The sequence below is a fragment of the Herbidospora sp. NBRC 101105 genome (assembly GCF_030269205.1).
GTDB lineage: Bacteria > Actinomycetota > Actinomycetes > Streptosporangiales > Streptosporangiaceae > Herbidospora > Herbidospora solisilvae.
The window spans coordinates 1-21,027 of the sequence record NZ_BSSX01000001.1 but is presented as its reverse complement, the minus strand read 5'-3'; the positions used below and the strand labels follow the sequence as shown (position 1 = coordinate 21,027).

Annotated in this window: 17 protein-coding genes and 1 rRNA gene; 8 read left to right on the top strand and 10 right to left on the bottom strand. The window is 70.4% G+C overall.

Translation table 11 applies throughout. The features are described 5' to 3' along the window. Window positions 1-21 precede the first annotated feature (21 nt). Complete coding sequence (locus QSK34_RS00095) at window positions 22-1,452, bottom strand: aldehyde dehydrogenase family protein (protein WP_285578541.1); 1,431 nt, start codon at window positions 1,450-1,452, stop codon at window positions 22-24. Window positions 1,453-1,645: 193 nt separating this feature from the next. Here QSK34_RS00095 and QSK34_RS00090 point away from each other — a divergent pair, with 193 nt between their 5' ends. Continuing rightward, a complete protein-coding gene (locus tag QSK34_RS00090; protein WP_235966706.1) occupies window positions 1,646-2,311 on the top strand; it encodes a TetR/AcrR family transcriptional regulator in 666 nt (221 codons plus the stop codon). On the opposite strand, the gene QSK34_RS00085 is transcribed toward QSK34_RS00090, so the two are convergent. Next, window positions 2,280-3,665 carry a PucR family transcriptional regulator gene (locus tag QSK34_RS00085; protein WP_285578535.1) on the bottom strand — a complete coding sequence of 462 codons (1,386 nt, stop codon included), beginning with the start codon at window positions 3,663-3,665 and terminating at the stop codon, window positions 2,280-2,282. The two genes, QSK34_RS00090 and QSK34_RS00085, sit on opposite strands and share 32 nt — an antisense overlap. Before the next feature lie 99 nt (window positions 3,666-3,764). Between QSK34_RS00085 and gabT the strand changes: the two genes are divergently transcribed. Continuing rightward, complete coding sequence (gene gabT, locus QSK34_RS00080) at window positions 3,765-5,111, top strand: 4-aminobutyrate--2-oxoglutarate transaminase (protein ID WP_285578533.1); 1,347 nt, start codon at window positions 3,765-3,767, stop codon at window positions 5,109-5,111. A gap of 354 nt (window positions 5,112-5,465) precedes the next feature. On the opposite strand, the gene QSK34_RS00070 is transcribed toward gabT, so the two are convergent. Both QSK34_RS00070 and QSK34_RS00065 read right to left on the bottom strand, forming a co-directional pair. Then, window positions 5,466-6,668, bottom strand: a complete 1,203-nt coding sequence (locus QSK34_RS00070) for a saccharopine dehydrogenase family protein (protein ID WP_030450972.1) — start codon at window positions 6,666-6,668, stop codon at window positions 5,466-5,468. A gap of 85 nt (window positions 6,669-6,753) precedes the next feature. After that, complete coding sequence (locus tag QSK34_RS00065) at window positions 6,754-7,923, bottom strand: type 2 periplasmic-binding domain-containing protein (RefSeq protein WP_285578524.1); 1,170 nt, start codon at window positions 7,921-7,923, stop codon at window positions 6,754-6,756. Window positions 7,924-8,089: 166 nt separating this feature from the next. On the opposite strand from QSK34_RS00065, the gene QSK34_RS00060 reads away from it, so the two are divergent. Then, on the top strand, window positions 8,090-9,517 hold the full coding sequence (locus QSK34_RS00060) for an MFS transporter (protein ID WP_285578522.1): 1,428 nt from the start codon (window positions 8,090-8,092) through the stop codon (window positions 9,515-9,517). Here the strand turns inward: QSK34_RS00060 and QSK34_RS00055 are convergent. The 3 genes from QSK34_RS00055 to QSK34_RS00045 all read right to left on the bottom strand — a co-directional run bounded on the left by QSK34_RS00055 (window position 9,514) and on the right by QSK34_RS00045 (window position 13,787). Further along, window positions 9,514-10,986 (bottom strand): CoA-acylating methylmalonate-semialdehyde dehydrogenase, encoded by a 1,473-nt coding sequence (locus tag QSK34_RS00055; RefSeq protein WP_285578519.1) that lies wholly within the window; start codon window positions 10,984-10,986, stop codon window positions 9,514-9,516. The two genes, QSK34_RS00060 and QSK34_RS00055, sit on opposite strands and share 4 nt — an antisense overlap. 37 nt (window positions 10,987-11,023) lie before the next feature. Then, entirely contained in the window at window positions 11,024-12,301 is a 1,278-nt protein-coding gene (locus QSK34_RS00050) for an aspartate aminotransferase family protein (protein WP_285578517.1), read from the bottom strand. A gap of 67 nt (window positions 12,302-12,368) precedes the next feature. Next, window positions 12,369-13,787, bottom strand: coding sequence for an MFS transporter (locus QSK34_RS00045; protein ID WP_285578513.1), 1,419 nt, complete (start codon window positions 13,785-13,787; stop codon window positions 12,369-12,371). A gap of 117 nt (window positions 13,788-13,904) precedes the next feature. Here QSK34_RS00045 and QSK34_RS00040 point away from each other — a divergent pair, with 117 nt between their 5' ends. The 4 genes from QSK34_RS00040 to QSK34_RS00025 all read left to right on the top strand — a co-directional run bounded on the left by QSK34_RS00040 (window position 13,905) and on the right by QSK34_RS00025 (window position 17,625). Next, window positions 13,905-14,654 (top strand): TetR/AcrR family transcriptional regulator C-terminal domain-containing protein, encoded by a 750-nt coding sequence (locus tag QSK34_RS00040; protein ID WP_285578512.1) that lies wholly within the window; start codon window positions 13,905-13,907, stop codon window positions 14,652-14,654. 26 nt (window positions 14,655-14,680) lie between these two features. Next, the gene (locus QSK34_RS00035) at window positions 14,681-16,279 is read left to right on the top strand and encodes a PucR family transcriptional regulator (RefSeq protein WP_161480595.1); all 1,599 of its coding nucleotides are present in this window, start codon (window positions 14,681-14,683) and stop codon (window positions 16,277-16,279) included. Next, window positions 16,276-17,310 carry a P1 family peptidase gene (locus tag QSK34_RS00030; protein ID WP_285578506.1) on the top strand — a complete coding sequence of 345 codons (1,035 nt, stop codon included), beginning with the start codon at window positions 16,276-16,278 and terminating at the stop codon, window positions 17,308-17,310. The genes QSK34_RS00035 and QSK34_RS00030 overlap by 4 nt, the downstream gene beginning before the upstream one ends. A 93-nt stretch (window positions 17,311-17,403) precedes the next feature. Further along, window positions 17,404-17,625 carry a hypothetical protein gene (locus QSK34_RS00025; protein WP_034382748.1) on the top strand — a complete coding sequence of 74 codons (222 nt, stop codon included), beginning with the start codon at window positions 17,404-17,406 and terminating at the stop codon, window positions 17,623-17,625. An 86-nt stretch (window positions 17,626-17,711) separates the two neighbouring features. Here QSK34_RS00025 and QSK34_RS00020 read toward each other — a convergent pair whose 3' ends face one another. After that, window positions 17,712-17,897: a hypothetical protein gene (locus tag QSK34_RS00020; RefSeq protein ID WP_285578500.1), complete on the bottom strand. Its 186-nt coding sequence runs from the start codon at window positions 17,895-17,897 to the stop codon at window positions 17,712-17,714. Between QSK34_RS00020 and QSK34_RS00015 the strand changes: the two genes are divergently transcribed. Then, window positions 17,890-19,203: a phosphodiester glycosidase family protein gene (locus tag QSK34_RS00015; protein WP_285578497.1), complete on the top strand. Its 1,314-nt coding sequence runs from the start codon at window positions 17,890-17,892 to the stop codon at window positions 19,201-19,203. The genes QSK34_RS00020 and QSK34_RS00015 overlap by 8 nt on opposite strands. Here QSK34_RS00015 and QSK34_RS00010 read toward each other — a convergent pair. Both QSK34_RS00010 and rrf read right to left on the bottom strand, forming a co-directional pair. Further along, on the bottom strand, window positions 19,193-20,077 hold the full coding sequence (locus QSK34_RS00010) for a phenylalanine 4-monooxygenase (protein WP_285578496.1): 885 nt from the start codon (window positions 20,075-20,077) through the stop codon (window positions 19,193-19,195). The two genes, QSK34_RS00015 and QSK34_RS00010, sit on opposite strands and share 11 nt — an antisense overlap. Window positions 20,078-20,906: 829 nt before the next feature. Next, window positions 20,907-21,023 (bottom strand): 5S ribosomal RNA (rrf, locus tag QSK34_RS00005). Between the last annotated feature and the right edge of the window lie 4 nt (window positions 21,024-21,027).

The following is a 21,027-nucleotide window of genomic DNA, read 5'->3' as shown; positions in this document are numbered from 1 at the left end:
GTTTTTGTCACCCAAAATTCGTCAGAGTGTCAGGCCCGTAAGGACCATCACCTTCTCGTACGTGTAGTCGTCCATTGCCGAACGCAGGCCTTCCCGGCCGACGCCGGAGTCCTTCACACCGCCGTAGGGCATCTGGTCGGCCCGGTACGACGGCACGTCGCCGATGATCACGCCGCCCACCTCCAGCTCCCGGTTGGCCTTGAAGGCCAGGTCGAGGCTGCGGGTGAAGACGCCCGCCTGGAGGCCGTACGCCGAGTCGTTGACCTCGGCGAAGGCCGCGTCGGGGCCGTTGACCCGCTGGACCACCAGGACCGGCCCGAAGACCTCCTCGCGCACGACCTTGGCGTCCTTGCGCACGTTGGCGAGCACGGTCGGGGCGTAGGTGGCGCCGTCGCGGGCGCCGCCCGCCAGGACCTTCGCGCCGGCGGCGACCGCCTCGTTCACCCAGGCCTCGACGCGCTCGGCGGCCTCGACCGAGACGAGCGGCCCGACCTGGGTCTTCTCGTCGGCGGGGTCGCCGGTGACCAGGGCGTTCACGGCCTCGACGAGCCTGCCCTCGAAGGCGTCGGCGACGAGTTCGTCGACGATCACCCGCTGGACGGCGATGCAGCTCTGCCCGGCCTGGTAGTTGGAGAACAGCGCGATCCGGGTGGCGGCCCAGTCGAGGTCGGCGTCGGCCAGCACCACGGCCGCCGCGTTGCCGCCGAGTTCGAGGGTGACGTGCTTGCGGGGGACCTGGTCCATGATCGCGTACCCGACGGGGCTGGAGCCGGTGAAGGACACCACCGGCAGGCGCGGGTCGTCGACCAGCGCGGCGGCCCGGTCGTTGGGCACCGGCAGGATCGAGAACATGCCCTCGGGCAGGTCGGTCTCGGCCAGGATCTCCCCCAGCACCAGCGCCGACAGCGGCGTCTTGGGAGCCGGCTTGACGATCACCGGCGCACCGACCGCGATGGCCGGGGCGACCTTGTGGGCGACCAGGTTGAGCGGGAAGTTGAACGGTGAGATCGCCAGGATCGGCCCGCGCGGCACTCGGGAGACGTAGGCCATGCGGCCGGTGGCGGCGGCCTCGGTGTCGAGCCGCACCACCTCGCCGTTGAATCGGCGGGTCTCCTCGGCGGCGAAGCGGAAGGTGGAGACCGCCCGGCTCACCTCTCCCCTGGCCCAGAACATCGGCTTGCCGTTCTCACCGCTGATCAGCCGGGCCAGCTCGTCGGCCCGCTCGGCGATCCGCCGCGACACGTGGGCGAGCGCCTCGGCCCGCACGTGGATCGGCAGCGCCGCGGCCTGGCGGGCCACGGCGTGGGCGGCGGCCACCGCCTCCTCGACCTGCTCGGGGGTCGGGACGGACGTCACCCCGACGGTCCGGCCGTCGTGGGAGTTGGTGACGGTCAGCTCGGCCTCTCCCGTCGCGGGACGGCCGGCGATCCAGAAAGGCATGGCAACGCTCATGCAACCGACGCTATGCCACTATCGTGTAACGGGCCTTACTCCGCATCGCACAATCGGCTGCAATCTTCTGGCCATTGCGGACAAGTCCCCATGCTCCAACCCCATGTCACGGTTGCGCCGCAATTTCGGGATGTTTTCCATTGCGGTGCGGTTTGAACGCTGAGTGGCGTGGTTAAGTCAAGGTTCGGGTCCGATGCGAGGGCCCCTTGATGAGAAGGGCTCGTCGCTCATGGCCACGCCGGTCCCGCTCGGATTGCAGGGCGCGTACGCTCTCGGCCAGCGGAGTACCTACGACGAGCTGCGCACCAAACTCCTCGACGTCGCCAGCGAACTGCTGATCAGCGCGGGGCCCGAGAGCCTGACCGTGCGGCGCATCGCCGCCGAGGCCGGGTGCGCCACGACCGTCATCTACACGATGTTCGGCAGCAAAGAGGGCCTGGCCGAGGCGCTCTACCTCGAAGGCTTCGAACGTTTCCGCCGCCGCCTGGCCGCCGTGCCCGCGCGCACCGACCCGTTCGAATATCTCCAGTCGCTCGGCCCGGCCTACCGCGAGGCGGCGCTGGCCGAACCCGGCTACTACAGCCTCATGTTCGAGCGGGCCATCCCGGGCTTCGTCCCGTCGGAGCGGGCCCGGACCCTCGCCCGCGCGGCGCTGAACCTGTTCGACCGGGTGATCGCCGACTGCATCTCGGCCGGCTACCTGACGCCGACCCAGCCCCGCAAGATCGCCGACGCGTTGTGGGCCGCCGCCCAGGGAGCGATATCACTGGAACGTGCCGGTCATCTGCCCGACGCCCAGACCTACACCGTGGTCACCAACGCCACGATCAACCAGTTCGTGGTGGCGAGGGAACACTGAGGGCGATCCACAGTTCAGCTCGCGTGGCCGGATCGTCGAGGTCGCGGCCCAGCAGTTCGGCGGCCTTCTTCATGCGGTAGCGCAGGGTGTGCCGGTGCACGCCCAGGCGTTGCGCGGCTGCGTCCCAGTGGCCGTTGCAGGCCAGGTAGGCCTGGAGAGATTCCCGCAGGTCACCCCGCTGCTCGTCGAGCGGAGCCAGCAACACCTCGGCGTAGGCGCGCACCGCGCCCGCGTCGAGCAGGCCGAGCAGCCCCTGGCCCGCCAGGTCGGCGAAGCTCAGCTTGCCCCGCCCGGCCCGGTAGGCCCGGACCGCCTGGTCGACGGCCGTCGCGACGCGGCTCAGCGGGCCGGGGAGGCTGATGCCCACCGGTCCGTCGAGGGCGTCCCGCAGGGCCGGTGCCTCCGCCTCGGCGCAGATCACGACGGTCAGGTCGCCGTGGGGGGCGTGGAAGGCCCTGATCGGGCCGCTCTCGGCGACCGCCAGGGCCACCACGGGGTCGTCCGGCAGGGTGACCCCCACGTCGGCCAGGACCTCGCGGGCCGTCTCGGTCTCCCCCGCGATCAGCAGCCGGAGGACCGCCGAGCGCAGCCGTTCGGGCGCGGCGCCCTGTTCGAGCGCCAGGGTCAGCAGCGAGGCCGCCGCGTTGACGATCGTGTGGGCGATCGGCGTGAACGGATGTCCCGCGCCGACCGCGAAGAAGCCGCGCCCGCCGAGCGGCTGGACCACGACGTTCTCCTCGGGCCCGGCCAGCGCGACGGCCGCCGCGCCGCTCCTGAGCCGGGCGAACTCGCTGCGCAGCCCGGCTGCGCGCTCCTCCGCCTCGGGCGGGGTGGCGTGCCGGACCGTGCCGGTCTCGTCGAGCAGCACCACCCAGCCGCCGAGCTCCCTGGCCAGCCGGTCGGCCACCGACGCCGCGCCGTCGCCCCGCAGGGCGGCCCTGGTCAGGCGGCCCTGGGCCTCGAAGGCCCCGGTGATCTCCTCGTAGTGTTCGGCGGCCAGCAGGTCGCTGACGGTCTTCCCGATGGCGATGAAGGGCGTCTCCCTGGCCACCTCGACCAGGGGCAACCCGGCGTCGGCCGCCGCCGCGACCAGCTCGTCGGGCACCCGCGCGTGGCTGAGGCCGATGCCGAACCCCAGGCCCGCGACGCCGCGGTCCACGAGCCGGGTGATGTACGGTCGCCACGAGGCCGTCCGCATCCCGGTGGTGAGCACCAGCTCGTCACCCTCCAGGAACGGCGTGGGGTCCTCCAGCTCGCTCACTGCGACCCAGCGCACCGGGCGGTCGAGCGCGGCCCGTCCGGCCAGCACCCGCAACCCGGCCATGCCGGTGACCCTGCGCAGGGACGGCGCCACCTATCGGCCCCCTCATTGTCCATTCCGGCACGTGGCGAACCCCGATTCTGCCACGTCGGAGCATCGAGACTTCGCACCGGGGGACGTAACGTCGACCACATGACCACTACAGCCCACGGCGGCCCGGGGCTTCCCCAGGAGCGCCGCCTCGTCACCGAGATCCCCGGCCCCAAGTCGCGCGAGATGTTCACGCGCAAGCAGTCGGCGGTGCCCGCCGGCGTGGGCACCACCCTGCCGGTCTTCGTGACGAAGGCCGGTGGCGGCGTGCTGGTCGACGCCGACGGCAACTCCCTGATCGACTTCGGTTCGGGCATCGCCGTCACCAACGTCGGCAACGCCGCCCCCAAGGTGGTCGAGCGGGTGCGGAACCAGGTGGCCGACTTCACCCACACGTGCTTCATGATCACGCCGTACGAGTCGTACGTCGCCGTCTGCGAGAAGCTGAACGCGATCACCCCGGGTGACCACGAGAAGCGCACGTTCCTGGTCAACAGCGGCGCCGAGGCGGTGGAGAACGCCGTGAAGGTGGCCCGCCTGGCGACCGGCCGCCCGGCGGTGGTCGCCTTCGACCACGGCTACCACGGCCGCACCCTGCTGACCATGACCCTGACGGCGAAGAACATGCCGTACAAGCAGGGCTTCGGGCCCTACGCCCCCGAGGTCTACCGCATGCCGCTCGCCTACCCCTTCCGGTGGCCGGGCGAGAACGTGGCCGAGGAGGCCGCCGCGCAGGCGATCGACCAGATCACCAAGCAGATCGGCGCCGAGAACGTGGCCGCGGTGATCATCGAGCCGATCGCCGGCGAGGGCGGCTTCATCGTGCCGGCCAAGGGCTTCCTGCCGCGGATCGCGGAGTTCTGCAAGGCCAACGGCATCGTCTTCATCGCCGACGAGATCCAGACCGGCTTCGCCCGCACCGGCCAGATGTTCGCCTGCGAGGACGAGGGCATCGTGCCCGACATCATCACCACGGCCAAGGGCATCGCGGGCGGCCTCCCGCTGGCCGCCGTGACCGGCCGGGCCGACCTCATGGACGCCGTGCACGCCGGCGGCCTGGGCGGCACCTACGGCGGCAACCCACTGGCCTGCGAGGCGGCCCTGGGCGTGCTGGAGACGATCGAGGAGGAGGGCCTGGTCGAACGGGCCCGCGCGATCGGCGACGTGATGCTGCCGCGCCTGCGCGGCCTTCAGGAGCGGTTCGGCATCATCGGGGACGTCCGGGGCCGGGGCGCGATGACGGCGATCGAGCTGGTCGTCCCGGGCACCAAGGACCCGAACCCGGCCGCGGCGTCGGAGATCGCCAAGCGCTGCCACGCCGAGGGGCTCGTGGTGCTGACCGCCGGCACCTACGGCAATGTGCTCCGGTTCCTCCCGCCGTTGGTGATTCCGGACCACCTGCTGGAGGAGGGTTTGACCATCCTCGAGAAAACCGTCAGCGAGGTGTGATTCACCCCAAAAAGGGCACCCGGCTTGTTGCCGAGTGCCCTTTTTGTTGTTGTTCGACCCGTCGGATGTCAGTCATTTAACCCTGACTTGGCGTCGTGCTGGTCGATCACACCAGGTAGTCGCGTTATAACGGTTCCGACACATGACCGAGGAGGCGGACAGGTTTGCTGACGTTCGACCCGGCAGGTCTCACCTCGCTCCAGCGCGACGGAGACGCCTGTGTGGTCTGCCACAAGAAATGGCCTCGCCCCCGCGTCCGAGTCGGCCGGTTGCCCGACGACACCACCGTCCACGCGTGTGACGAGTGCGCCGAAGCCCTGTTGCCGGTCGTGCCCAGACGCCGTGAGCGACAGCTCACTGCTCGCGGAGCGCCCAAGGAGAGCCGTAGTCGTTGAGCAGGTCGAGGAACGGCACCGCGTCGAAGGCCTCCGGGCCGAGCACGCCCTTGCCCTTCCACACCCCGTTGGCGAGCAGTTCCAGCGCGACGACCGGGTGCACCGCGGTCTGCCACACGACGGCCTGACAACCGTACTCACGCATCGACCACTCGTTGTCGACCACGTGGTAGAGGTAGACCTCGCGCGCCCGGCCGTCCTTGCCGACGCCCTTGACCCAGGTGCCGGCGCAGGTCTTGCCGCGCATGCGGTCGCCGAGGGTCGAGGGGTCGGGCAGCGAGGCGGCCACGACGTCGCGGGGTGACACGTCCAGGCCCTTCACCTTCACGGTGCCGGGCGAGTCGAGGCCGAGCTTGCGCAGCGTCTTCAGGACCTCGATGAACTCGTTGCCGAGGCCGTACTTGAAGGTCACGCGGCGGGTGTCGACCCACCGGGGCACCAGCAGCACCTCTTCGTGCTCGACGTTCACGCACTCCACCGGGCCGATGCCCTCGGGGAAGTCGAACACCTCCGGCTCGCTGAACGGCTCGGTGGTGTGCCAGCGGCCGTCCTCCCAGACGATCGGGGGGTTCAGGCACTCCTCGATGGTGGTCCAGATGGAGAAGGTCGGGGCGAAGTCGTAGCCGTCGACGCGCAGGTTGGAGCCGTCGCGGATGCCGATCTCCTCGATGGTCTCGAAGAGGTGGTCGGCGGCGTAGCGGGCGAACACGTCGGCCAGGCCGGGCTCGACGCCCATGCCCACGAGGGCGAGCTGGTCGCGCTCCTCCCACTTGCCGGCGAGGGCGAACTGGTCGTCGCCGAGCTTCACGCCGGGCACTTCGTAGGGGCGCTGGGGGTGGCGGGCGCTGAGCGACATCGCCATGTCGAGGTAGGTCACTCCGGCGTTCAGCGCGGCCGTGAACAGCGGCATGTCGAAGCGCGGGTCGACGGCGTTGAACAGCACGTCGCACTCGTGGGCCCGCAGGGCCGCCTCGACCTCGGCCGCGTTCGAGGCGTCGAGTCCGATCGCCGAGAAACGGGGGTCTTCGATCCGGGCACATGCGGAAACGGCCCGGTTCACGTCGTAATCGGCAACAACGATGTGGTCGTAGAAACTGCGCCGGGAGGCGATGGCCACCATGGCCGAACCCACGCCACCAGCGCCGACAAGGAGGATCCGCATGGAGAGCAGGCTAACAGCTGACTGACTGACCATTCAATAAGATGGACGAATTCGACTGGTCCACCAATCAGCGAACCGGACGGCCCTACTCCTCCTTGAGGGAGTCCCAGGCCTTGATCCAGTCTTCGTAGGCGGTGCACGACCCCGCCTCGCCGCCGCAGTCGAGGGCCGGGAAGGTGGCGAACACCACACCCTTGTCCCGGTGCTCGTCGCACAATCTCTCGACGCGGTCCTGCTTGGCGGCCTCGCCGGGCGGGGCGTCGTCAGAGATCTTGTACGTGCACGCCTTCGGGTTCGCCGGAGCAGTGCCCGTCCACCACGCGACCTCGCGCTGCACGTCGGGCCGCAGCGACCATTCGAGCCAGCTCTCGGCGCACGAGGGATGGGCCGCCCGCGCGGAGACCATCCACGACATGACCCAGCCGGTGGCCGGGCCCGCGGCCCGGGTGACGCCGAGCCCCGCCTCGGCCATGCCGGCCAGCACGTAGGGCGTGGCCTGGGCCATCGTCGCCCCGCCCGCGAACCCCTCGATCACCTGGATCGGGTCGCGCCAGTAGGACCGGCCGTCCTTCTTCTTCTCCAGCAGCGCCACGGCCTCACTCAGCTGCGCCGGGCTGAGCTGGTAGGGGTTGTCGAAGCCGAGCGACAGGGCGGCGTCGGCGATGGTCAGCGGGGTGTCGCGGAGCAGCACCGGCCCGTCGGCGTCGAAGACCGACCCCTTCGCGCCGTCCTTCACCGCCACGACGGTGGTGTCCCACACGTAGGGCACGCCGTGGTCGCCGACCAGCTCGCGCGTCCACTTCGGCAACCCGGAGTATCCGGCGACCTTCCCGGTGTCGATCCGGGCCGCGCCCCCGTCGGCCACCAGCTTCCCGGCCAGGTCGGGCCCGGCCGCCACCACGTCGAAGGTGTCGACGTTGACGGGGTTGCCGGCGACGTACTCCCACGGCCGGTAGGTCACCCGGCAGCCGCTCTCGCGCTCGAACGGCGCGACCCAGTTGACCTTCCGGTCGTTGCCGCCCCACTCGACGAAACCCCGGGGCGCCAGGACGGTGAGCGCTCCCTCACCGCCGCCGGACGCGGTCGGCGACGGCGAGGCGCTGCGCGACGGCGACGGGGTGGCGGACGGCGTCTTCGACGCCGCGTTCGCGGAGGCGGAGGAGGACGGGGCGGGCGCGGAGGCGACCTGATGACCACACGCGGCCAGCAGCAGAACGGCGGCCCCGGCGAGGGCGGTGAGACGACGCGACGCCAACGATCCTCCACGGCCTGGAACCGGACTCCCCGGAAGCCTACTCGCAGGTCCTAGGACCAATATCCGAGTGAGTTCTGTCGGCGGGCGTCCGTAGAGTCGAGCCCATGAGCTCCACCCTGTTCCCGCCACCCTGCTCCACCGGCGCCGTCCATCGGCGGCCCCTCGCATGAGCGCGCCCGCCTCCGCACCCTCCGGCGTCGTCGAAGACGCGCCGCTCGACCGCACCGCGATCACCGTCATCGTGCTGGCCTGTCTCGGCCAGTTCATGGTCGTGCTCGACGTGTCGATCGTGAACGTGGCGCTCCCCGCCATGCGCGCCGAGCTCGGCTTCACCGAGACCGGGCTCCAGTGGGTGGTCAACGCCTACGCGCTCACCTTCGCCGGGCTCATGTTGCTCGGCGGCAGGGCGGCCGACCTGTTCGGCCGCAAGCGCGTCTTCCTCACGGGCGTCTCGGTGTTCGCGCTGGCCAGCCTGCTGGGCGGGCTGGCGGCCGACCCCGGTCTGCTGATCGCGGCGCGGGTGCTGCAGGGCGTCGGCGCGGCCGTGCTGGCCCCGACCACCCTCACGATCCTGACCACCACCTTCTCCGAGGGGCCGCGCCGCACCGCCGCCATCTCGGCGTGGAACGCCGTCGGCGCGGCCGGGGGCGCGGCGGGCGGCATCCTCGGCGGCACCCTCACCGAGCTGCTGTCCTGGCGCTGGACGCTGCTGATCAACGTGCCGATCGGGCTGGCCATCGTGGTCACCGGCCTGCGGGTGATCGCGCGCGACCGGCCCGAGGGCTCGGCCCGGCTCGACCTGCCCGGCGCGGCGCTGGTCACCGCCGCGCTGACGGCCATCGCCTACGGCACGGTCGAGACCCACGAACACGGCTGGGGGTCGCCGGTCGCGCTGGTGCCGCTGGTCCTGGGCGTGCTGGGGCTCGGCGTGTTCGTCCTGGTCGAGAAGAGGACCGCGAGCCCGCTGGTGCCGCTCTCGCTGCTGGCCCGGCGCACGGTCGCCGGCACCACGATCATCCAGGTGCTGTCCGGGGCGATCTTCTTCGCGATGTGGTACTTCCTGTCGATCCACATGCAGGGCGACCTCGGCTACACGCCGATGACGGCCGGGCTCGCGTTCCTGCCCCACGCGCTCACCCTCATCGCCACCGGGCGGCTCGCGCCGCTGCTGCTGCGCCGCATGACGCCGCGCACGCTCCTGATCGGCGCGACGGTCGTCGGCATCGCCGGCATGCTGCTGCAGTCGGCCGTGCTCGACGGCTACGTGCTGGGCATCCTGGTCCCCGGCGTGCTGATGTGCGCGGGCGCCGGCATGGCGTTCACCCCGCTGGTCGTGCTGGCGACCAACGGGGTGCAGCGGTCGGAGTCGGGCCTGGTGTCCGGCATCCTCGGCGCCTCCCGGCAGGTGGGCGGCTCGCTCGGCCTGGCGGCCCTGGCCACGGTCGCGGCCACCATGGCCACCCCTGAGGCCGGCTACGGCGCCGTCTTCCTGATCGGCGCCGTGCTGATGGCGGTCAGCATCGTGGTGGCGCTGGTCGTCCTGCCCAGCCGCGCGGCGACGAGGCGGGCCGACCAGGCCGCGGCGTCGTCCTAGCCGTTCGTCGGGAAACCCAGGTTCACGCCCCCGTGGGAGGGGTCGAGCCACCGTGAGGTGACGACCTTCCCGCGGGTGTAGAAGTGCACGCCCTCGACGCCGTGCACGTGGGTGTCGCCGAAGAGGCTGGCCTTCCAGCCGCCGAAGCTGTAGAAGGCCATCGGGACCGGGATCGGCACGTTCACGCCGACCATGCCGACCTCGACCTCGTTCTGGAAGCGCCGGGCGGCGCCGCCGTCGTTGGTGAAGATGGCGGTGCCGTTGCCGTACTCGCCCTCGTTGATCAGGGTCAGGCCCTCCTCGTAGGAGGCCACCCTGACCACCGAGAGGACCGGGCCGAAGATCTCCTCGCGGTGGGTGCGGGAGCCGGGCGGCACGTGGTCGATGACGGTGGGGCCGAGCCAGAAGCCGTCGCCGTCGGGGAGGTTCTCCCGGCCGTCCACGACGATCTTGCCTTCGCCGAGGTCGAGGTAGGAGGCGACCTTGTCGCGGTGGACCCTGGTGACCAGGGCGCCCATCTCCGAGGCGGGGTCGTCGCCGGGGCCGATCTTGATTCTGCGAGCCCGCGACGCGATCTTCTCGACCAGTTCGTCACCGATCGGGTCGACGGCCAGCACGACCGAGATGGCCATGCAGCGCTCGCCCGCCGAGCCGAAGCCGGCCGACACGGCCGAGTCGGCGACCAGGTCGAGGTCGGCGTCCGGGAGCACCAGCATGTGGTTCTTCGCGCCGCCCAGCGCCTGCACGCGCTTGCCGTTGGCGGTGCCGGTCTCGTAGACGTACCGGGCGATCGGGGTCGAGCCGACGAAGCTGACGGCCTTCACGTCGGGGTGCGCGAGCAGCCGGTCGACGGCGACGTTGTCGCCCTGCACGACGTTGAAGACGCCGTCGGGCAGCCCCGCCTGCTTCCACAACTCGGCGATCAGCAGCGACGCCGACGGGTCGCGCTCCGACGGCTTCAGCACGAACGTATTGCCGCAGGCGACGGCGACCGGGAACATCCACATCGGCACCATGGCCGGGAAGTTGAACGGGGTGATCCCGGCGACGACGCCGAGCGGCTGGCGGATGGAGAACGAGTCGACGTTGGTCGAGACGTTCTCCGAGAAGCCGCCCTTCAGCAGGTGCGGGATGCCGCAGGCGAACTCGACGACCTCCAGGCCGCGCGCGACCTCGCCGAGGGCGTCGGAGTGCACCTTGCCGTGTTCGGCCGAGATGAGGGCGGCGAGGGCGTCGCGGTTGGCGTACAGGAGCTCCCGGAATTTGAAGAGCACGTGGGCGCGCTTGACCAGCGAGGCGTCGCGCCAGGCGGGGAAGGCGGCCTTCGCGGCGGCGACGGCGGCGTCGACATCGTCGACGGAGGCCAGCGCCACCTGGGCGCTCACCGAGCCGGTCGCCGGGTTGTAGACGTCGCCGGACCGGTCGGAATCGCGCGGGACTCCGCCGATCCAGTGGGTGATGCGCTTCATGACTTCTCCAGTGCGGTCACGACGGCTCCCGGGCGGATCACAGGTTCTCCAGGGCCGTCACGATGATGCCCAGGCCTTCGCGGGCCTCCTCCTCGGTCAGGGTGAGAGGCGGGGCCATGCGGATGGTGTGGCCGTAGAGGCCGCCCTTGCCCGCGAGCAGGCCGAGCTTCTTCGTCTCTTCCATGAACGCGGCGGCCAGCTCGGGCGACGGTGAACCGTCCGGGCCGACCAGCTCGACGGCGAACATCAGGCCCTTGCCGCGCACGTCGCCGACCACCGGCAGGCGCGGCGCGGCCTCGCGCAGGCCCTCGATGATGATGGCGCCGGTCTTCGCCGCGTTGGCCTGGAGGTCGTGGTCGAGCACGTAGTCGAGGGTGGCGTTGGCGGCGGCCATGGCGACCGGGTTGCCGCCGAAGGTGGCCAGGCCGACGGCGTGCAGGTTGTCCATCAGGTCGCCGCGCGCGACGACGCCGCCGACGGCGAAGCCGTTGCCCAGGCCCTTGGCGAAGGTCATCATGTCGGGGGTCACGCCGTGGTTCTGGATGCCGAAGAACGCCGATCCGGTACGCCCCCAGCCCGTCTGCACCTCGTCGGAGATGAACAGGATGCCCTGCTCGTCGAGCACCTCGCGGTAGGCGCGGAACAGCCCGTCGGGGGCCATGGTGAACCCGCCGACGCCCTGGATCGGCTCGGCGATGAGCGCGGCGACGTCGCCGCCGACGGCGGTGGCCAGCACGTGCCGGAGGTCGTCGACGCAGGCCGCGATGTACTGCTCGTCGTTCATGCCCCTGAACTGGGTCAGGTGCCGGTCGGCGCCGTGCAGGAAGTGCACGTTGAGCGGCGACAGCGAGTTGTTCTTCCACGACCGGTTCGAGGTGACCGCGACGGTGCCGAACGACCGGCCGTGGTAGCTCTGCCGCATCGCGAGGACCTGGTCGGTCTTGCGGGCGTAGGTGGCCAGCAGCAGGGCGGTCTCGTTGGCCTCGGTGCCGGAGTTGGTGAAGAAGACCTTGGCGTCCGGGATGCCCGACAGGCGGGCGATCTTCTCGGCCAGCTCGACCTGGCCGCGCAGCAGGTAGACGGTCGAGGTGTGCACGACGCCGGTGGCGATCTGGCGCTCCACGGCGTCGCGGACCTCGGCGACGTCGTACCCGATCATGTTGGTCAGGATGCCGGCGAAGAAGTCGAGGTAGGACTTCCCGTTCGCGTCGACGACGCGGTTGCCCTTACCGCTGACGATCTCGATGGGCTCGTTGTAGTAGAGGGCCAGCCAGTTGGGCATCACCGCGCGGTGGCGGGCAAGAAGGTCCGACATGCCTTGAGTATCCCGGCTCACAGGGGCGAGCCATACCCACATCATGTCGGACCATCCACACGTTCCCTTACATTTTGACGGGCTCGGCGACCGGCTCGGCGGCAGGCGCCTTCCTGGGCAGCACCAGCACCGCGACGAGCGCCGCGAGCAGCGAGAACCCGGCTCCCACCCACGAGCCGATCGACATCGCCGACAGGAACGACTCCTTGCCCTGCCGCACCAATTCGGCGACGCCGCTGTCGAGGGCCGCGCTGATCGACTCCCGCGCCGCGGCCGGCGCGTCGTCCGGCATCGCCGCCGTGTACGCCGCCGCCAGCACACTCCCCAGCACGGCGATCGACAGGGCCGCCCCCACCTGCTGCACCGTGTCGTTCAGCGCCGAGCCGACCCCGGCGTGCTGCGGCGGGACCGCCCCCATCAGGGTCGCGTAGGCCGCCGGACCGGCCAGGCCGCCGCCCACCCCCATGATGATCAGGCAGGCGATGAGGAAGCCGTAGCCGTCGTCGACGTCGAGCGTGGAGAGCAGGCCGAAACCGCCGGCCAGCACGATCAGCCCCGACACGATCAGGGCCTTGTTGGACGCCTTCTTGCCGAGGGCCGCCCCGACGCCGCTGAACACCAGGGACGCCAGCACGTAGGGCACGAGGGCCAGACCGGCGGTGAGGGGCTCGTACCCGAGGACGAACTGCAGGTACTGCGTGAGCGCCAGCATGAGCGCGCCCGCGCCGAACGCGAGCAGCACGATCGAGAACGACGCCCCGGAGAACGCGCGGTTGCGGAACAGCTCCAGCGGCAGCAGCGGATGCGCGGCCCGGCGCTCCCAGAGGATGAATCCGACGATCGCCAGCACCGCCACCGCCGACATCAGCGGATCGAAGCCGTGCTGCGGCAGCATGATCACGACCCAGACGGCGGAGCTCAGGCCGATGATCGAGAGCAGCACTCCGACCGGGTCGAAGCCCCGCGGCTCGCCCTTGGACTCGGGCATCAGCACCAGCGCGGCGGTGATCGCGACGATCGCGATGGGGACGTTCAGGAGGAAGACCGAGCCCCAGTAGTAGTTGTGCAGCAGGAAGCCGCCCAGGGTCGGGCCGGCGATCATGCCGATGGTGGCGACCGCGCCCCAGGCCGCGATGGCGGTGCGGCGCTCGTCCTCGTCGAAGACGGTGATGAGGATCGACAGGGTCGACGGCATCATGAACGAGCCGCCCACCCCCATGAGCACCCGCGCCCCGATGAGGTGCCAGGGCTCGGTCGACACCATGGCCAGCGTGGAGGCCGCGCCGAAGATCACCAGGCCGAAGACGAGGGCCTTGCGTCGTCCGTAGCGGTCGGAGAGGGATCCGGCGGTCAGCAGCAGCCCCGCGAAGACGAGGATGTAGCCGTCGATGATCCACTGGACGTCGGCGGGCGTGGCGCCGAGGTCGCGCATGAGCGCCGGGATGGCCAGGTTCAGCACGGTGTTGTCCACCACCAGAACCAGCACGGCGAGACAGAGGGCGACGAGAATCCACCAACGCCTGGGGTCTCGTACAGTGTTCGAGGTCACTCGCACACTGTACGACGATTCTCGAACGGTGTGCGAGAGATTTACTGTGGAGGGATGCCGGAACAGCGCTTCACCAGCGTGTGGACGCGGGAGCACAAGCCGCGCCGCGCGCAGCAGGGCCTCAGCCGTGAGCAGATCGTGCGGGCGACGGTCGAGCTGCTCGACGCCGAGGGCATGGAGTCGCTCAGCATGCGCAAGCTCGGCGCCAAACTCGGCGCCGGGGCCACCAGCCTCTACTGGCACGTCGCGAACAAGAACGAACTGCTCGAACTGGCCATGGACGAGGTCTTCGGCGCAGTTCGCATCCCGCAATCGGACAGCTGGCGGGAGGTGGTCGGCAACGTGGCCTGGGGGCTGCGCGCCGCGATCCTGGCCCACCCGTGGTTCACCTTCGTGCTGGGCTCGCTGCCCGCGCTCGGTCCCAACGCCATGAACTGCTCGGCCACGCTCTGCACCGCCCTGGCGCGCGCGGGCTTCCAGAAGCACGACATCGACTACGCCGGGGCGGCGGTGCTGTCGTACACCGTCGGCGCCACCGCGCCCGAGGCGGCCTACACCTCGGCCCTCAAGAGCCGCGGCATCACCATGGAACAGGCCCAGAAAGATCTGGCCCCGGCCGTCGAGAAGGTCGCACGCGCCCACCCCGAGGTCCACGCGCGTTTCCAAGAGGCCGTCGAGAGCACGATCGATCCGCTCGCGCACCGGCAGCTCGCGTTCGACTTCGGCCTGGTCTCGATGCTCGACGGCCTGGCCATGCGACTGCCCAAAAGCGCCGATATGTCAGCAAATCACCAGACACATTGACACACTGAGCGACTACGCTCGCTGACATGCTCCCCACCGTCGCTGACGTGCTCTCGCTCGACACGGTCCGGCGTGGCGACCCTGCCGTGGTGGCGGGCGCCGACCGGCTGAACGGCCGGGTGCGCTGGGTTCACGTGGGCGAGATCACCGACATCGCCCCCCTGCTGCGCGGCGGCGAGCTGGTGCTCACCACCGGCGTGGCGCTGCCGCCCGAGCCCGACAAGCTGGCCGACTACGTGGCCGACCTCGCCCAGGTGGGCGCCTCGGGCCTGGTCGTCGAACTGGGCCGCCGGTTCGTGCGCGAACTGCCCGCCGCCGTGGTCAGGGCGGCCGAGGACCACGGGCTGCCGCTGGTCACGCTGGCCCGCGAGACGCCGTTCGTGCAGATCACCGAGTCCGTCCACAACATGATCATCGACTCGCAGATCCAGGAGCTGCGGGCCTCCGAGCAGCTCCACGAGATCTTCACCGAGCTCTCGGTCGAGGGCGCGTCGCCGGCCGAGGTGCTCGCCCAGGTGGCCCGCTTCTCCGGCCGCCCGGTCATGCTGGAGAACCTGGCCCACCAGGTGCTCGCCTGCGACTCGGCCGGTCAGGACGTCGGCGCGCTGCTGGCGAGCTGGGAGACCCGCTCCCGGGCGGTCGACCCCGAGGGCCGCACCGCCTACGACGAGGCCGCCGGCTGGCTGGTCACCGTGGTCGGCGCCCGGGGCCAGGACTGGGGCCGGCTGATCCTGCTCGCCGACGGCCCGCCGGGGCCGCGCGACATCGTGCTGGCCGAACGGGCCGCGACCACCCTCGCTCTCGGACGTCTCCTCGAACGCCACCAGCTCTCCCTGGAGCGTCAGGCCCACGGCACGATCCTCACCGGCATCCTCAGCCACGCCTACGCCGACCCCGACGAGGCCGCCGCCCGGGCCCGCGCGGTGGGCGTGCCGCTGACCGGACGCAAGCTCGTCAGCGTCGTGATCAGGCCGACCACACCCGGCGAGGGCACCTTCGACGAACAGGCCCGGCTCGCCGACCTGGCCGACCTCACCGCCGCCGCCTGCCGCGACGCCCGGCTGCCCGCCCTGGTGGGCGCGCTCGACCAGGCCCACGTCGGCGTGCTGCTCCCGCTGCCGCCCCGGGTCGGCGCCGAGGCAGCCCTCACGACGCTGGCCGAGCGGCTCCGCGCCGCCGGGGCCGTGCTCGCCGCCGGTTCGACGGTCGACTCCATCCGCGACGTACGCCGCAGCTTCCTCGAAGCCGAACAGGTCGCCGACGTGGCCGTCCGGCAGCACGACGGCCGCCCGTACTACCGCCTGCCCGACCTGCGCCTGCGAGGGCTGCTGCACCTGCTGCGCGACGACGCCCGGCTGCAGACCTTCGCCGAGCGGGAACTCGGCCCGCTGCTGGCCCACGACGCCCAGCGCAACTCCGACCTGACCCGCATCCTGCGCATCTACCTGGAGGCGGGCCGCAACAAGGCGGTCGCCGCCCAGCGCGCCCACCTGTCGCGGCCGGCCTTCTACGACCGCCTGCGCCGCCTGGAACGGGTGTTGTCGACCGACCTCGACGACGTCGACTCCTGCCTGTCGCTGCACGTCGCGCTGCTGGCGCTCGAATCGTTCAGGGAGACCCGGTGAGGGCCCGCGACTTCGGCATCGTGATCGGGACCTTCCCCACCGGTGCGCACAACGCCGTCACCGACGTGCCGGGGGTGAAGGTCGGCCACACCACACTCGTCTCGGGCGCGTCGGTCCGGACCGGCGTGACGGTCATCCTGCCGCACGACGGCGACACCTTCGCCGAGCCGGTGTTCGCCGGATACCACTGGCTCAACGGCAACGGCGAGCTGACCGGGCTGGCCTACGTACGGGAGCTGGGCATGCTGGCCTCCCCCATCGGCCTGACCAGCACCGGGTCGGTCGGCGTGGTCCGCGACGCCCTGTCGGCCCTCGACCCCGGCGGCCAGGGCTGGTCGCTGCCCGTGGTCGGGGAGACCTGGGACGGCTCGCTGAACGACATCACCGGCCGCCACGTGACCGCCGAGCACGTGGTCGAGGCCTTCACCTCGGCGTCCACGGGCCCGGTCGCGGAGGGCGCGGCCGGGGGCGGGACCGGGATGATCTGCCACGGCTTCAAGGGCGGCGCGGGCACCGCCTCCCGGGTCGCCGGCGGATACACGGTCGGCGTCTACGTGCAGGCCAACCACGGGCACCGCGAGCGGCTCACCGTGAACGGCGTCAACGTCGGCCGTCGTCTCGGCGCCTCGGAGGTCCCCCACGAGGGCGCCGGGTCGATCATCGGCGTCGTGGCCACCGACGCGCCGCTGCTGCCGCACCAGTGCGCCCGCCTGGCCAGGCGGGCCGGGCTCGGCGTCGGCCGCACGGGCGGCGCGGGCGAGAACTCCAGCGGCGACGGCTTCCTCTGCTTCAGCGTGGGCAACCGCAACCTGCCGGTGAACGTGCTCGGCGCGGAGGTCCCGCCGACCTACCAGGTGACCGTCATGGCCGACGACCACCTCGACCCGCTCTACCACGCCGTCATCGAGGCCACCGAGGAGGCCATCGTCAACGCGCTCGTCGCCGGAGACACGATGACCGGTTTCAACGGCCTGACCGTCGAGGGCCTCGCCGGCGCCCGGCTGGCGTCTCTCCTCCTCGCGACAAGGTGAGATAAGGATTCGTTTCCACCAGGTGTAAAACCTGCCCCACCCCACGAACCGGGCATTCCGGGTTCACCCTCCGGGACGTGATTGTCTCGCTACGTGACGATAACCGAGTCCGAGACACCGCCCCGCGCCTTCCCGGCCCCCGACCACCGCGCGATCGTCCGCGCCCTGTCGGCGCGCTTCCCCCACTGGAGCATCTGGTACGGCTCCGCCACCGGCCACTACTGGGGCCTGCGCCGCTTCGACGACGGGCGGATCGGATTCATCGAGGCGCTTTCCCCGCAGGAGTTCGTCCGTCAGGCGACTACCGGGTATTGACCAGGCGAAATACTCAATTCAGTCGAGATTTCTCATACCGATTGGCGTGTTTCGCCCACTTATAAGCGCCAATCTCGCCACGATGGTCACTCACGACCACTATTGGGGAGAGACCATATGAGAGGCCGTCTGACCGTCGCAATTACCGCGCTGGCATCCGTTTTGCCGGTTATGCCGGTTTTTGCCGACAGCCAGAAGACCACGGGACCGCCGTCGTCGAGCTTTCCGCTGGGGGTTCCCGGCCTTGCGAAGACGACCTCGAAGATGGTCATACCGGGCATCGAATACATCACCTTGCGGCACGGCACGAACAAGGACGGCTACACCGTCAGCGTGCTGGCCGGGGCGAACGACGCGTACACCCAGCGCACGGCGGAGAAGCAGGCCCTGGCCGTCCAGATGGCGGGGTTCGAACCGGTGGTGGTGAAGTTCACCCGGCCGGCGATCGCCGACTTCCCCGCGCAGGACTACTGGATGGTCCGCGTCGGCCAGTGGCCCCTGAGCGCGAAGAAGGAGGCCGACAAGGTCGTCAAGGAGCTCAAGGAGGCCGGCATCAGCGCCAAGGCCGACTACACGGGCGACGACGGCTTCGTCACCGCGGGCCCCTGGTCGATGAAGATCCTGATGGTCGACCCGAGGTCGTTCCGCGGCAGCTTCGCCGCCAGCCTCGGCAAGAAGACGGCCGTCCGGGAACGCGTCACCGACATGGCCAAGGGCGCGGGCGCAATCGCCGGCGTCAACGGCGGCTTCTTCGACATCCACACGGGCGCGGCCTACCGGGGCGACCCCACGGGCATCTCGGTCGTCGGCGGCAAACTGCTCAGCGAGGCCGTCGAGGGCCGTACGGCGGTGGTCCTGAAGGGCCGCACCGCCCGCATCACCGAACTCAAGTCGTCGGTGAACGTCGCAGCCGGCGGCGCGATGGCCCCCGTCGCGGGCGTCAACCGGGTCGGCAGGGACGGCGAGCTCGTCCTCTACACCGAGGAGTTCGGCGCCAGCACCCCCAAGGTCGGCGCCACCGAGGTCGTCATCGACCCCGACGGCGTCGTCACGGCGGTCCGCTCACCCGGCGCCAAGATCATGAAGGGCATGCGGGTGCTCCAGGGCGTCGGAGCCGGCGCCGACTGGCTCGCCGCCTACGCCCAGGAGGGTGGCAAGGTCCAGCTCAAGACCACGGTCACCGACCTGCGCAAGAAGCGGACCGTTCCGCTGACCCCCGACACCCACATCGTGGGCGGCGGCGTGGGCCTGGTGAAGAACGGCAAGACCTGGATCACCGCTGCCACTGACGGCATGGCCAACATCAACATGATCGTCCGCCGCCACCCGCGCACCCTCGCGGGCGTCACGAGGAACGGCAAACTGATCCTGGCCGTCGTCGACGGCCGCGCCCCCGGCCAGACGGTCGGCGCCTCCTTCCACGAGGCCGCCCGCGTCATGCAGTGGCTGGGCGCACGCGACGCCATCAACCTCGACGGCGGCGGCTCCAGCGCCATGGTCGTCAAGGGCAAGGTCGTCAACAAGCCCTCCGACGGCGCCGAGCGCGCGGTCGGCGACGCCCTGCTGATCAGGCCGTAGTGCGCAACTTGGCGATCATCTCGTCATCGCACGACGCCCAGAACTGACCGACGACGTCTTCGAGGTGGTCGAACGAGGCCGCCTCGAAGAGCACGTCCTGGTACTTGGTGATGTCGTAGACCGTCGTGCCCATGACGGTGACGTCGAGGGGCCGGATGTCCATCCCCCGGAACTCCTCGATCTCGCCGTACGAGCTGAGGATCCCGGCCCCGTAGGCCTTCAGCTCGCGCCCCTCCCGCATCACCCCGAACTCCAGGGTGAACCAGAAGACCTTCGAGACGAACTCCAGCGCCTCGGCCGTCTCGACCCTGCGCGCCGCCTGCCCCGCGAGCCGGTAGAGCGCCGCGAACCGCTCGGACGCGAGCGTGTTGCCGTGCCCGATGACCTCGTGGATGACGTCGGGCTCCGGGGTGTAGAACGGCACCGAGTGATGCCGGATGTACTGCGTCGAGTGGAAGAACGAGTCCGCCAGCACGCTGTAGAACTCCCGCAGCGGCACCAGCCCCGCGGCCGGGATGTAGCGGAACCCGGTCAGCGGCTTCAGCAGCTCACTGACCTCTTCGAGCTGCGGGATACGGTCCTTCGGCAGCCCCAGCGCCTCGGCGGCGTCGAGGAACTCGGAGACGGCGTACTTCCGGTGCTTGGCGGCCAGCTCCCGGGTCACCAGAGACCAGACCTCGTGCTCCTCCTCGGAGTACTCGGCGTGCGGGATGGGCTCCCCTCGCGTGTAACCCACGGCGAGCCCGGCGATGGCGTTGCGACGCGCCCGATATACGGGGTCGGCGAACCCCGGGTGGCTCTTGGCCAGCTCAACGGTGACGGACCCGTCCTCGTTGGCGGCGACAGGAGCGAAGTACTGCGCTTCCTCAAACATCTACAAATGACAACAAGAGGGGAGGCAGAAGAGCAAGTATCCGCAGCTCAACCTGGACAATCCGGTCAGTTTGCCTGGCGGATGGGGGTGCGGACTGGACAGATTGCCGAGTGCGCGGAGAGTCGGGTTTGGCACGGCTCGCCGGGGAGGCGATCGCCGCCGCGACGGGACTGGTGTTGCTCGTGTGACTCACGATCCATGTGTGCGTTCGGGGCTGTGGACCCCACCGGCCTGGGTCCGGCGGTACACCGCACGAGGTCGGGCGACCGGCGACACGGTGACGTGGGCCACGCCTCCTCGCCACGCGGCCGGCTTCGCCACAGAGCAATCTCGCCACCCGCTCCGTAGACCACGAAAGCCCGGCCACATGGCCGGGCTCCTCGAAAACACTCGTCCAGACGCCACGCCGGCCCGACACCACACACCAGGACAACGACAGCCTGACCACGGCGGCCAGACCCTGAACGGTTGATGTGTGAAATGACGAAGGCCCGGCCGCATGGCCGAGGCACCCCCGGAACACCACGCCGACCGACGTGGACGACCCCTTCCGCCAACAACGACCACCTGATCAGCGCCGCCACGCTAGAACGGTTGGTCTGGAATGAGGCCCGGGCCACCCCCGGCGGGGGCCGGCTCGACGTGGCCGAACCCCCGTGGCCGAACCCCCGTGGCCGAACCCGGTGGCCGAACCCACGCAAACAACAGCCGCAGTCACGCCTCACCGATCAGCGGGTGAAACGCAGAAAGCCCGGCCGAATGGCCGGGCATCATCCCCTGAAACGTCGAAGGCCCCGATCAAATGATCGGGGCCTTCGGTATAAAGATTGTCCGGCGGTGTCCTACTCTCCCACACCGTCCCCGGTGCAGTACCATCGGCGCTGGAGGGCTTAACTTCCGGGTTCGGAATGTAACCGGGTGTTTCCCCTCCGCCATAACCGCCGTAACTC